Consider the following 12,596-nt stretch of genomic DNA (forward strand, 5'->3'; position numbering starts at 1 on the left):
GCGAACAGCTATGCGGGCCGCGCGCCCGGGGTGCCCGTCCGGGGCGGCGCCGCCGCGTCCTGGCCCCGGAAGATCTCCATGAGCGCGTGGAGCCGCGGTGAGGCGGCCAGCTCCTCCAGGGTCAGCGGGCGGCCTTCGGCGTCGGCGACGGGCAGCCGCCAGTTCGGGTACTGGTCCCAGGTGCCCGGCAGATTCTGCGGCCGCCGGTCCCCCACCGCGTCCGGCAGCCAGACGCCGACCATGCGGGCCGGGGTGCTCAGCAGAAAGCGGTAGACCGCCCGGATCCCGCCCTCCTCCGCGCCCGTGCCCTCCGGGAGCAGTCCCAGCCGGGTCAGATACGCGAGCCATTCGGCCACCTCCGCGGAGTCGTCCGTACGCTCCAGCTCCAGCGGGCGCGTGAGCAGGCCGAGCCGGTGACGGAGCGCCACGTGCTCGCCGGTCAGGCGGGCGGCGGTGGACGGCAGATCGTGCGTGGTGGCGGTCGCCACACAACCCTCGCGCCAGCTCTCCGGGGGCAGCGGGCGGCCCGTGCCGGCCCAGTCCCGCTCGAACCAGAGCACCGACGTGCCGAGCACCCCGCGGCGCGACAGGGCTTCGCGGACGCCGGGCTCGACCGTGCCGAGGTCCTCCCCTATGACGACGGCGCCCGCGCGGTGCGCCTCCAGGACGAGCACGGCGAGCATGGCCTCCGCGTCGTACCGGACGTACGTCCCCTCGGTCGGCTCGGCGCCGGCCGGTACCCACCAGAGCCGGAACAGGCCCATGACATGGTCGAGGCGCAGCGCGCCCGCGTGGCGGAGGAGGCCGCGGAGCAGCCCGCGGTACGGGCCGTAGCCGGAGGCGGCCAGGACGTCCGGGCGCCACGGGGGCAGGCCCCAGTCCTGCCCCCGCGCGTTGAAGGCGTCCGGGGGCGCGCCGACCGACATGCCCACGGCGAAGGCGTCCTGCTGCGCCCACGCGTCCGCGCCGCCCGGGTGCACCCCGACGGCGAGGTCGTGGACGATGCCGACGCCCATCCCGGCGGCGCGGGCGGCGCTCGAGGCGGCGGCCAGCTGCCCGTCGGTCAGCCAGGCGAGCCGGCAGTGGAAGTCGACCCGGTCCATCAGCTCGCCCCGGGCCCGCGAGGTCTCCGCGGAGCGCGGGTCGCGCAGCGCGGCGGGCCAGGAGTGCCAGTCGGAGCCGTACACCTCGGCGAGGGCGCACCAGGTGGCGTGGTCGTCCAGCGCCCGGCCCTGTGCGGCGAGGAAGTCGCAGTACTCGGCCCGCCGCCCCGGCCCGAGCGGGACGCGCTGCACGAGCTCCAGGGCCTGGAGCTTGAGCTCCCACACGGCGTCGCGGTCGATCAGCGCGCCCTTGTCGAGGACGGACGTGCGCAGCCCGGCGGCCTTCTCCACGAGCGCGTCGAGCCGGACGCGGTCCTGGCCGGTGACGTACGCGTACTCGGGAATGTCCTCGATCCGCAGATGCACGGGGTCGGGGAAGCGGCGGGAGCTCGGCCGGTACGGGGACGGATCGGTGGGCGCGCCGGGCACCGCCGCGTGCAGTGGATTGACCTGTACGAACCCGGCCCCGAGCGCCCTGCCGGCCCAGGCGGCCAGCTCGCCGAGATCCCCGAGGTCCCCCATGCCCCACGAACGCCCGGACAGCAGGGAGTAGAGCTGCACCAGAAACCCGTGCACCCTGCCCTCGGGCTGCGCCACGGCCTCGGGCGCGGCGACGAGCGTGGCCCGCGCGGTGCGCCCGTCGGCCGTGCGCACGTCCAACCGGTGCACTCCAGGGGGCAGTTGGGACCACTCGGCCGACCCGCCGCCACCGGGACCCGCGGCGGGCCCGGCACCGGCTCCGCCAGGCCCGAAGGCGCGCTGCGCCGTGGGCCGGGGACCGGTCCCCGGGCCCGGATCCACGGCCCGGCCGGAGGCCGGCGGGTGGTCCTCGGCCGTCCCGGCGGACATGACGACCGCGCTCGGCGTGGCAGCCTCAGCAGCGCGCCCGGCGCCCGGTGCCGCGGCGGCAGCCACGCGCCGCGACGGCTCGCGCCACTCCCGGCTGCCGCCGTCCTCCAGGCGTACCCGCACACGTGTGCCGTGCGGAAGGGCCACGGGCGGGGCGGGCGCCGGCAGCCAGAGCACCACTGTCGGGGGGAGCAGGCGGTCCGCGGCGGCGCTGTCGGCAGCGGTGAGGGCGGCGCGTACCGCTTCCGGGGTCGATGCGTCCACGCCCAGCGCGGCGAGGACCGAGACGACGGTGGTTTCGGGGACGGGGACGGTGACGCCCGCCGACGGCGAGTGGCTGATGGCGACACCGTGCAGCGCGGCCAGGCGGGCCAGGCCCATTCAGACTCCTGGGGACTGCGTGCCGCCGGCCGTGCCGGGGGCGGTGGGTTCGCTGGTGAGGGGTGCGGCGTCGGCGAGGGGCGGCTCACTGGTCAGGGGTGCGGCGTCGGCGAGCGGCGGCTCGCTCGTCAGAGGGCCCGGCACCTGTTTGGACAGGGCGGGGAGCAGAAGCTGTGCGGATGCGGCCACAGGTGGCCTCCTCAGGGTGGGCAACAGGACATAGCAGCCCTACCCAGCGGGCACGGCCGCAGACGTACACCTCTCGTCAACGTGTTCCGTGTCACATTCTGCTCCACGTACGGGAGTTGAGCGGCCCTCGCGCGCCGATGTGCAAAGAGGACACAACAGGCACTCGCATTGACACGTTCACCACACGGGTGGTGGGCTCGATGCGTTTCGGGGGCACCGGGCGAGCGAGGGGAGCCGGACGTGCGGTTCGGGCGCAGCAAGCAGACGGCGACCGCCGTCGCCGTCACCCTCATCGGCGGACTGCTCGGGACCGCTCCCGGCGCCGCCGCCGCGCCCGGTGTACCGGATGCGCCCACCGCCACCACCGTGCCGGACCGCGAGGGGGATGCGGCGCTGCCGCCCGTCTGGCCTCGGCCGCAGACGCTCAGGGCCGCCGGGCCCGCGGTTCCGCTCGGCCAGGAGGCGACCCTCCTCGCGGCCCCCGGCACCGACCCGTACGCCGTCGAAGCGGCCCGCGACGTCCTGCGCGCCGCCGGGGTGCGGACGGTCCACGCCGCGCTCCCCGGCCAGGGACCGCTGGTCCTCCTCGGCGGCAGCGGCGCGCAGGACGCGCTGCGCGTCCTGCGCGCGCCCGAACGCGCCGATCTGCCCGCCGGCGGCTACCGCCTCGCCGTGGGCCGCGTCGCCGGCCGGGACATCGTCGCCCTCGACGGCGTCGGCGACGACGGGCTGTTCCACGGCGTGCAGACACTCCGGCAGCTGATCAAGGACGGTACGGTCGCCGGGGCCGTCGTACGCGACTGGCCCGGCACCGCCGTACGCGGCATGACGGAAGGCTTCTACGGACAGCCGTGGAGCCGGGAACAGCGGCTGGCGCAGCTCGACTTCATGGGCCGCACCAAGCAGAACCGCTATCTCTACGCTCCGGGCGACGACCCGTTCCGGCAGGCCCGCTGGCGCGATCCGTACCCCGCCGACCGGCGCGCCGAGTTCCGTGAGCTGGCCGAACGGGCCCGCCGCAACCATGTGACGCTCGCCTGGGCCGTCGCACCCGCGCAGTCCATGTGTCTCGCGTCGGACGACGACGTCAAAGCGCTCAAGCGCAAGGTCGACGCCATGTGGGCGCTGGGGGTGCGCGCCTTCCAGCTGCAGTTCCAGGACGTCAGCTACAGCGAGTGGCACTGCGACGGCGACGCGGACGCCTTCGGCTCGGGACCCGAGGCCGCCGCGGCGGCGCATGCGCGGCTCGCCGGGGAACTGGCCGGGCATCTCGCGGAGCGCCATCCCTCCGCCGCCCCGCTCACGGTCATGCCGACGGAGTTCCACCAGGACGGCGCCACCGAGTACCGGCGGGCGCTCGCCGCGCAGCTCGACGACCGGGTCCAGGTCGCCTGGACGGGAGTCGGCGTCGTACCGCGCACCATCACCGGGCGGGAACTGGCCGGGGCGCGCGCGGTGTTCCGGCACCCGCTGGTCACCATGGACAACTACCCGGTCAACGACTACGCCCAGGACCGTATCTTCCTCGGCCCCTACACGGGCCGCGAGCCGGCCGTCGCGACCGGCTCGGCCGCGCTGCTCGCCAATGCGATGGAGCAGGCGACGGCGTCCCGCATCCCCCTCTTCACGGCCGCCGACTACGCCTGGAACCCGAAGGGTTACCGGCCGCAGGAGTCCTGGGAGGCGGCCGTGGCGGACCTCGCGGGCGGCGACGCGAAGACCAGGGAGGCGCTGAGTGCGCTCGCCGGGAACCACGCCTCGTCGATCCTCAGCCCGGACGAGTCCGCGTATCTGCGACCACTGCTGGCCGCGTTCTGGCGGTCCCGGACCACGACCGACGCGGCGGCCCGGGACGAGGCGGCCCGCCGGCTGCGGGCGACGTTCACCGTGATGCGCGAGGCGCCGGGACGGCTGTCGGCGCTGGACGCCGAAGTGGGGCCGTGGGTGGACCAGTTGGCGCGGTACGGGCAGGCCGGCGAGCTCGCCGTCGACATGCTGCAGGCGCAGGCCCGGGGCGACGGCGAAGCGGCGTGGCGGGCCTCGCTGGCGCTGGCGCCGGCGCGTGCGGGGATCCGCGGGCGGCACGTCACGGTCGGCAAGGGCGTGCTCGACCCGTTCCTGGACCGGGCGGCGAAGGAGTCCGCCGCGTGGACGGGCGCGGACCGCAGAGCCGGGTCGGTGAGCCGTACCGCCTCCGTGTACACGGTGAACCTGGACCGGGCACGGCCCGTCGAGGCGGTCACCGCGATGACCGAACCGGGCACGGACGGATCCGCCGGGGTCCTGGAGGCGCATGTGCCGGGCGAGGGGTGGCGGCGGATCGGCCCGCTCACCGCGTCCGGCTGGACCCAGACCCGCACGACCGGCCTGCGCACGGACGCGATCCGCGTCGTGTGGTCCGGCCACACGGCCACGGCCCCGCCGGTGCGGGAGCTCGTGCCGTGGTTCGCGGACGAACCGCAGGCCCGGCTGGCTCTCGTACGGGGCGAACTGGACGCGCCGATCGGCGGCGGGCCGCAGCGGACCGAGGCGTACGTGGCGGCGCGGCGGCCCGACGAGGTACGGGGCGCGCTCACCGTGAAGGCGCCCCGAGGCATCACCGTGGCGGTGCCGAAGGAGGTGCGCGTGCCGCGGGGTACGCGTACGGCCGTACCTGTCGAGGTCACCGTGCCGCCGGGGACGCCGGCGGGCGAGTACCGGGTGCCGTTCACCTTCGGCGGCGAGGAGAGCACGCTGACGGTGCGGGCATACCCGAAGACGGGCGGGCCGGATCTGCTCCGTACCGCGTCCGCCTCCTCGTCCGGGGACGAGACCCCCGACTTTCCCGCGTCCGCGGCGACGGACGGGGACCCGGCGACGCGGTGGTCCTCACCGGCGGAGGACGGCGCCTGGTGGCAGGCGGAGCTTTCCGGGCCGGTGCGGGTGGGGCAGGTCGTGCTGCACTGGCAGGACGCGTACGCCACGAGGTACCGCATCCAGGTGTCCGCGGACGGGCGTGTCTGGCGGACGGCGGCGACGGTCCGCGACGGGCGCGGGGGCCGCGAGACGGTCCGCATGGACGCGCCCGGCACCCGCTTCGTCCGGGTGCAGGGCGAGGCGCGGGCGACGGAGTACGGCTACTCGCTGTGGTCGGCGGAGGCGTATGCGGTGACCGGGGGCTGACGCCCCCGGGCCCCTACGACTGCCCCCGGGCGCGGTGTGCCCGGTGCCGTGGCGGCGTCCGGTGTGTCCGTCCTCAAGCTCCCCCTACGCCCTGCGGCGTGGGGGGACCCCCGGACGGGCCGGGTTGTCGGGGGTGCCCCGTGCCGGGGCAGTGCCGTTGCGGTCCGCTCCGGGGCTCGCGTCCTGGACTGTCGCTGCATCCGATATGCGGCTCCGCCGCGTGGTCACCGCGCTTCGCGCGAGGAGGATGGGCACAAACCACCCACCGGGCCGCAGACGGACACGTACCCCCGGGCCGGGGCGGCCCGTGCCGCCCCGGCCCGCAGGGGCAACGCAAAGGCCCGGATTCGTCAGGCAGAGATGCCGTCGATCCGGGCCATCGCGTCGTCCGCGCCAAACGGCTGCAGGTATGGCAGCCAGCGCGGGTCCCTATGCCCCGTGCCGATGATGCGCCAGGCCAGGCCGCTCGGTGGAGCCGGTTGGTGCCGAAGCCGCCAGCCCAGCTCGCGCAGGTGCCGGTCGGCCTTGACGTGGTTGCAGCGGCGGCACGCGGCCACCACGTTGTCCCAGGCGTGCTGACCGCCGCGACTGCGCGGAATGACGTGGTCGACGCTGGTTGCGACGCCACCGCAGTACATGCAGCGGCCTCCGTCACGCGCGAAGAGCGCGCGCCGGGTCAGAGGAACGGGCCCCCGGTAGGGGACCCGCACGAAGCGCTTGAGTCTCACCACGCTGGGCGCGGGCATCACTCGGGTTTCGCTGTGCATGAAGGCGCCGGACTCCTCGAGACAGATGGCTTTGTTCTCGAGGACGAGGACGAGCGCGCGGCGGAGCGGTACGACGCCGAGCGGCTCGTACGACGCGTTGAGGACCAGGACGTGCGGCACGGATGCCTCCTTGTACGCCGGCGGCGCGTGGCTCGCGCCGGGACGATCTGCCCCCAGTCTCTCCTCCTGCCTGGTCGTGGCGCCACTACGTCCCCGTAACGGGCCGGAGGGATTTTGTGTGCGGTCGACCACACGCGCACGTCCCTCCATCCTGAGAATTCCCCGGTGAGGCTCGTCTCTCCCTCGAACAGGGCGCCGGGGCACGGAGTGTGCCCCGTTAGTGTGGTGGGACCGCCCACGCACGCCCTGGAGGTATCCGTCGTGTTCCTGGCCGCCGGTCCGTCAGACCCGCCCGTCACACTCGACAAGGCCACCGAGAAGGCCACCAACGCCGCAGGCTGGGTCGAGGAGAACTGGTCCACCTGGCTCAGCGTCGGCTTGCGCATCCTCCTCATCCTGGTGATCGCGGTGCTGCTGCGGATCGCCGTACGGCGTGCGCTCACGAAGCTGATAGAGCGGATGAACCGCAGCGCCCAGGCGGTCGAGGGCACGGCCCTCGGCGGTCTCCTGGTGAACGCCGAGCGCCGCCGTCAGCGGTCCGAGGCGATCGGCTCGGTGCTCCGCTCCGTGGCGTCGTTCGTGATCCTCGGCACGGCGGGCCTGATGATCCTCGGCGCGCTGAACATCGATCTCGCCCCGCTGCTCGCCTCGGCCGGTGTGGCGGGTGTGGCGCTCGGTTTCGGTGCCCGGAATCTGGTCACGGACTTCCTGTCCGGCGTGTTCATGATCCTGGAGGATCAGTACGGCGTCGGTGACACGGTCGACGCGGGCGTCGCATCGGGCGAGGTGGTCGAGGTCGGCCTGCGGGTGACGAAGCTGCGTGGTGACAACGGCGAGATCTGGTACGTCCGCAACGGCGAGGTCAAGCGCATCGGCAACCTCAGCCAGGGCTGGGCCACGGCGTCCGTCGATGTGAACGTCCCCCCGTCGGAGGACCTGGACCACGTGCGCAAGGTCATCGAGGAGGCCGCCGCGACGATGACCAAGGACGAGCCCTGGAACGAGCGCCTGTGGGGGCCGGTCGAGGTGCTGGGTCTGAGCGAGGTGCTGCTGGACCGGATGACCGTCTCGGTCTCCGCGAAGACGATGCCGGGCAAGGCGCTCGGTGTGGAGCGCGAGCTGCGCTGGCGGATCAAGCGCGCCTTCGACGAGGAGGGCATCCGGATCGTGGGCGGTCTGCCGCTCCAGGCCGACGGCGAGCAGCCGGTCAAGGACCCGACGGCCGGCGTGGCGGCCCCGTCGGCGTACGCGTCGAACACCTCGCCGCAGTCGGTGGCCGCGTCCCCGATCGCCCCGCCGCCGAGCCTCTCGAAGTAGCCCGGTTCTCGGACACCCCCGCAGGTAACGACTTGGTTGCCGCGGGGGTGCTCTGCGTCGGCGGGTATTGACGGGCAACTGACGGTCCGCTTACTTTCCTGGCATCAAATAGGAAACTTTCCTAACAGTGCTTCAAAGGGCAGGTGCAGCGCCATGGCCGGTACTACCCCGGGAACTCCACGCGTACTCCGCGCCATGAACGACCGCGCCGCGCTCGATCTGCTCCTGGAGCACGGTCCGCTCTCACGCACGCGGATCGGCAAGCTGACCGGACTTTCCAAGCCCACCGCCTCGCAGCTGCTCGCGCGACTGGAGGCCGCCGGGCTGGTCGTCGCCACCGGGACGACCGAGGGGCGCCCGGGACCGAACGCACAGCTGTACGCCGTCAATGCCCGCGCCGCCTTCGCCGGCGGCCTCGATGTGACCCCGCAGCGCATCCGCGCCGCCGTCGCCGACATCACGGGCGCGACCGTCGGCGAGTTCGTCGTGCAGACCCCGGGGCGGCGCGCCGACAGTGTCGTACGCCAGGTCACCGAGGCCGTCGACGGGGCCGTGAAGGCCGCCGGGATCACCCGTGCCGAGGTGCACCGCCTCGTCATCGGGACGCCGGGCGCCTTCGACCCGTCGACCGGGCGGCTCCGGTACGCGTCCCATCTGCCCGGCTGGCACTCCCCCACGCTGCTCGACGAGCTGGCGGCGGTGCTGCCGATGCCTGTCGAGTACGAGAACGACGTCAATCTGGTCGCCGTCGCCGAGCAGCGGCTCGGCGCCGCCCGCGGTCACGACGACTTCGTGCTGCTGTGGAACGAGGAGGGCCTCGGCGCCGCCCTGGTCATGGGCGGCCGGCTGCACCGGGGATTCACCGGCGGCGCCGGCGAGGTCGGCTTTCTGCCGGTGCCGGGCACGCCGCTGGTGCGTCGGGTCTCCAAGGCCGGCAGCGGCGGCTTCCAGGAGCTGGCCGGTGCGCAGATGGTGCCCCGCCTCGCCCGGGACCTCGGCATAGGCGGCGTCGGGCACGGCCCGCACGCCGAGGTGGCGGCGGAGCTGCTGGAGCGCGCCGCGGCGGCGGTGACGGCGGACGCCGGCGCGGACTCCGGGGCCTCGGCGCCGTACCGCACCCTGCTCGACACCTTCGGCACCGGCCTCGCCACCGGTCTCGCCTCCATGGTCGCCGTGCTCGATCCCGAGCTCGTCGTCCTCTCCGGCCAGTTGATCCTCGCCGGCGGGGAGCCGCTGCGCGAACGCGTCCAGGCAGAGCTCACCGAACTGGCCGCGACCCGGCCCCGCCTCGTCATCGGCGACGTACAGGAACATCCCGTGCTGCGCGGGGCACTGGAGAGCGCTCTGGCAGCCACCCGCGACGAAGTCTTCGACACCTCACGCTGAACCCCCGCACGTACCGGAGAACCGCCCGCCCCGCACCTCGGACCCGCCACAGGGAGATCCCGTCATGCCCGGAATCCGCCGGAAAGCGGCCGTCGCAGCCGCCGCGACCGCCTCGATAGCCCTGCTCGCCACCGCCTGTACGGGGTCGAACGACTCCGGTGCGAACGACGACCCGAATGCGAAGACCACGCTCACCTTCTGGCACGGCTGGAGCGCTTCCAGCGAGGTCAAGGCGATCGAGGAGAACATCAAGGCGTTCGAGGCCGAGCACACCAACATCAAGGTCCAGGTCGTCAAGGGCATCACGGACGACAAGCTCAACCAGGCCCTGCGCACCGGCGGTTCGAACGCCCCGGACGTGGTGTCGTCCTTCACCACGGACAACGTGGGACGGTTCTGCTCCTCCAGGGCGCTCACCGATCTGAAACCGTTCCTGGAGAAGTCGAAGATCGACCCGGAGAAGACCTTCCTGCCGCAGATGGCCAAGTACACCGAGCACGACGGCACCCGGTGCACGGTGCCGCTGCTCGGCGACGCGTACGGCCTCTACTACAACAAGGACGCCTTCGAGAAGGCCGGGATCAAGGCACCGCCGAAGACGCTGTCCGAGTTCGACGCGGTGGTCAAGAAGCTCACCAGGACCAAGGGCGAGGGCTTCGAGCAGCTCGGCTTCATGCCGCTCTTCGGGGGCTACGAGACCACGGTCGAGCACTACGCCGGCAATTTCGGCGTGACGTACCTGGACGGGAACGGCAAGTCGAACACCGCCCAGGACCCGGCGGTCAAGTCCCTGTTCACCTGGCAGAAGAAGCTGGTGGACGATCTCGGCGGCTTCCAGAAGCTCAACAGGTTCCGCGCCTCGTTCGGCGACGAGTGGGGCCCGAAGCACCCGTTCCACACCGGTCAGGTCGCCATGCAGCTGGACGGCGAGTGGCGCGGCAAGATGGCGTCGGACGCCAAGCTGCCCTTCGAGATCGGCGCGGCCCCGTTCCCGGTGCCGGACCGCCAGATCGCCGACTACGGCAAGGGCTATCTGTCCGGCACGATCCTCGGCATCGCGAGCAACAGCCCCAAGAAGAACGCCGCCTGGGAGCTGGTGAAGTACCTCTCCACGAACACCGATGCGGTCGTCTCCTTCGCCAACGCCATCCACAACGTTCCGTCGACCGTCGAGGCGCTGAACTCGCCGAAGCTGAACGACGACCCGCTGTACCGCACGTTCGTGGACATCGCCCAGCACCCCAAGAGCTCGCACGCCCCCTCGTCCGTGAACGGCGGCGCGTTCCTGCTGACGCTCCAGGACAACGGGCTCGCGTACGAGAAGGGCGCGGAGAAGGACCTGGCCGCGCTGCTGAAGAAGAACGACGAGCAGGTCGACAAGGACAACGAGCAGGCCGGCTGAGATGACCACCGCTCCCGTGTCCGTGTCACCGGGGCCGATGGCGAAGCGCACGCGGAGTGCCCCGCGCGCGGTGCGCGCTCGACGAGCACTGCGCACCCTCGGTTTCCTCTCGCCCTGGCTGGTCGGGTTCGGCGTGTTCTTCGCGTACCCGCTGGTCTCGACCGTCTACTTCTCCTTCATGGAGTACGACGGGTTCACCGCGCCCCGCTGGGTGGGGCTGAAGAACTGGGCGTACGTCTTCCAGGACAACCCCTTCTTCTGGCCCTCCCTGCGCAACACGCTCTGGCTGGTGCTGGTCATGGTCACGTGCCGGGTCGCCTTCGGGCTCGGCATCGGGCTGCTGATCACCAAGATCAGGACCGGGGCCGGCTTCTTCCGCACCCTGTTCTATCTGCCCTATCTGGCCCCGCCGGTGGCGGCGACGATGTCGTTCGTCTTCCTGCTCAACCCGGGCACGGGTCCGACCAACACCATCCTGGGCACGCTCGGTCTCGGCGAGCCCGACTGGTTCAACAGCGCCACCTGGTCGAAGCCGTCGCTCACGCTGCTCGCCCTGTGGTGCATCGGCGACCTCATGGTCATCTTCATGGCGTCGCTGCTCGATGTGCCCAAGGAGCAGTACAAGGCCGCCGAACTGGACGGCGCGAGCGCCTGGCAGCGCTTCCGGTACGTGACGCTGCCCAACATCTCGCCGATCGTGCTGTTCGCGGTGATCACCGGGGTGATCGCCACGATGCAGTACTACACCGAGCCGCTGGTGGCGGCGAAGGTCGCCAGTGGAGTGATCGGCGGCTCCGGACAGCAGTTCGAACCCGGCTACCCGGACAAGTCCACGCTCACGGTTCCGCAGGTGGTCTACAACCTGGGCTTCCAGCGTTTCGACACCGGGGCGGCGTGTGTCGTCGCGCTGGTGCTGTTCGTGCTCGCCATGATTTTCACCGGGTTCCTGATGCGCCGACACAGCGGCTTCATGGCGGCGGAGGACTGACCGACGATGACACAGACCCGTACGACACTCTCTCCGCTCCACAAGTCCGGGCAGGCGGCGTCCGCCGTGACGAGCGGTACGGCGGCCAGGCGGGCGGCGCGGCGCAGGGCCGCCCTGGAGTGGATCGCGGTCCACTCGCTGGCCGTCGCCGCCGCCCTGTTCTTCCTGCTGCCGTTCGTCTTCGTGTTCCTGACCGCGGTGATGAGCGACAGCCAGGCACTCACCCGCGATCTGTGGCCGCACACCTGGGAGTGGGGCAACTTCGCCACCGTGTGGAACACGCCCGGCTTCCTGACGTGGTGGCGCAACACCCTGCTGTACGCGGGGCTCGGCACCGTGCTCGCCGTGGCGAGCAGTCTCCCGGTGGCGTACGCGCTCGCGAAGTTCCGCTTCCGGGGGCGGAACGTGATGATGATGCTGGTGATCGCGGCGATGATGCTGCCGCCGCAGGTGATCATCGTGCCCATGTATCTGTTCTGGGCCCAGCAGATGGACCTGGCGGGCACGCTCTGGCCGCTGATCATTCCGTTCGCGTTCGGCAACGCGTTCACGATCTTCCTGATGCGCCAGTTCCTGCTGACGATCCCCCGCGAGTACACCGAGGCCGCGAAGATCGACGGCTGCGGCGAGTTCCGTACGATGATCAAGGTCGTGCTGCCGATGGCCAGGCCGGCGATCGCGGCGTCCGCGCTGTTCCACTTCTTCTACTGCTGGAACGACTACTTCGGGCCGCAGATCTACGCATCGGAGAACCCGGCCGCGTGGACGCTGAGTTACGGCCTGGAGTCGTTCAAGGGCGCCCACCACACGGACTGGAATCTGACCATGGCCGCGACCGTGCTGGTCATGGCCCCCGTGATCGTCGTCTTCTTCTTCGCCCAGAAGGCGTTCGTCGAAGGCGTCACACTGACCGGAGTGAAGGGCTGACACGT

Annotated in this window: 9 protein-coding genes; 6 read left to right on the forward strand and 3 right to left on the reverse strand. The window is 72.2% G+C overall.

Going from position 1 to position 12,596, the window contains the following annotated elements; genetic code table 11:
- Positions 1 to 8: 8 nt before the first annotated feature.
- Both malQ and ACWCXB_RS06690 read right to left on the reverse strand, forming a co-directional pair.
- Positions 9 to 2,333 carry a 4-alpha-glucanotransferase gene (gene malQ, locus ACWCXB_RS06685; protein ID WP_450719711.1) on the reverse strand — a complete coding sequence of 775 codons (2,325 nt, stop codon included), beginning with the start codon at positions 2,331 to 2,333 and terminating at the stop codon, positions 9 to 11.
- On the reverse strand, positions 2,334 to 2,522 hold the full coding sequence (locus tag ACWCXB_RS06690) for a hypothetical protein (protein ID WP_450719713.1): 189 nt from the start codon (positions 2,520 to 2,522) through the stop codon (positions 2,334 to 2,336).
- Positions 2,523 to 2,762: 240 nt separating this feature from the next.
- Here ACWCXB_RS06690 and ACWCXB_RS06695 point away from each other — a divergent pair, with 240 nt between their 5' ends.
- Entirely contained in the window at positions 2,763 to 5,684 is a 2,922-nt protein-coding gene (locus tag ACWCXB_RS06695; protein ID WP_450719715.1) for a beta-N-acetylglucosaminidase domain-containing protein, read from the forward strand.
- Between the two features lie 350 nt (positions 5,685 to 6,034).
- Here ACWCXB_RS06695 and ACWCXB_RS06700 read toward each other — a convergent pair whose 3' ends face one another.
- Positions 6,035 to 6,571: an HNH endonuclease gene (locus ACWCXB_RS06700; RefSeq protein WP_450719717.1), complete on the reverse strand. Its 537-nt coding sequence runs from the start codon at positions 6,569 to 6,571 to the stop codon at positions 6,035 to 6,037.
- 261 nt (positions 6,572 to 6,832) lie between these two features.
- On the opposite strand from ACWCXB_RS06700, the gene ACWCXB_RS06705 reads away from it, so the two are divergent.
- The 5 genes from ACWCXB_RS06705 (at position 6,833) to ACWCXB_RS06725 (ending at position 12,591) form a co-directional block, all read left to right on the forward strand.
- Positions 6,833 to 7,888: a mechanosensitive ion channel family protein gene (locus tag ACWCXB_RS06705; protein WP_450720080.1), complete on the forward strand. Its 1,056-nt coding sequence runs from the start codon at positions 6,833 to 6,835 to the stop codon at positions 7,886 to 7,888.
- Positions 7,889 to 8,041: 153 nt separating this feature from the next.
- Entirely contained in the window at positions 8,042 to 9,274 is a 1,233-nt protein-coding gene (locus ACWCXB_RS06710) for an ROK family transcriptional regulator (protein ID WP_450719719.1), read from the forward strand.
- A gap of 64 nt (positions 9,275 to 9,338) precedes the next feature.
- Positions 9,339 to 10,676: an ABC transporter substrate-binding protein gene (locus ACWCXB_RS06715; protein WP_450719721.1), complete on the forward strand. Its 1,338-nt coding sequence runs from the start codon at positions 9,339 to 9,341 to the stop codon at positions 10,674 to 10,676.
- 37 nt (positions 10,677 to 10,713) lie between these two features.
- Entirely contained in the window at positions 10,714 to 11,664 is a 951-nt protein-coding gene (locus tag ACWCXB_RS06720) for a carbohydrate ABC transporter permease (protein WP_450720082.1), read from the forward strand.
- A gap of 6 nt (positions 11,665 to 11,670) precedes the next feature.
- Entirely contained in the window at positions 11,671 to 12,591 is a 921-nt protein-coding gene (locus tag ACWCXB_RS06725) for a carbohydrate ABC transporter permease (RefSeq protein ID WP_450719723.1), read from the forward strand.
- The last annotated feature ends 5 nt before the right edge of the window (positions 12,592 to 12,596 follow it).

The sequence above is a fragment of the Streptomyces sp. NPDC001514 genome, from assembly GCF_053597075.1.

Coding starts and splice junctions, on each gene's coding strand:
- ACWCXB_RS06710 (WP_450719719.1), top strand. CDS start 8,042: ATGGCCGGTACTACCCCGGGAACTCCACGCGTACTCCGCGCCATGAAC.
- ACWCXB_RS06725 (WP_450719723.1), top strand. CDS start 11,671: ATGACACAGACCCGTACGACACTCTCTCCGCTCCACAAGTCCGGGCAG.
- ACWCXB_RS06720 (WP_450720082.1), top strand. CDS start 10,714: ATGGCGAAGCGCACGCGGAGTGCCCCGCGCGCGGTGCGCGCTCGACGA.
- ACWCXB_RS06715 (WP_450719721.1), top strand. CDS start 9,339: ATGCCCGGAATCCGCCGGAAAGCGGCCGTCGCAGCCGCCGCGACCGCC.
- malQ (WP_450719711.1), bottom strand. CDS start 2,333: ATGGGCCTGGCCCGCCTGGCCGCGCTGCACGGTGTCGCCATCAGCCAC.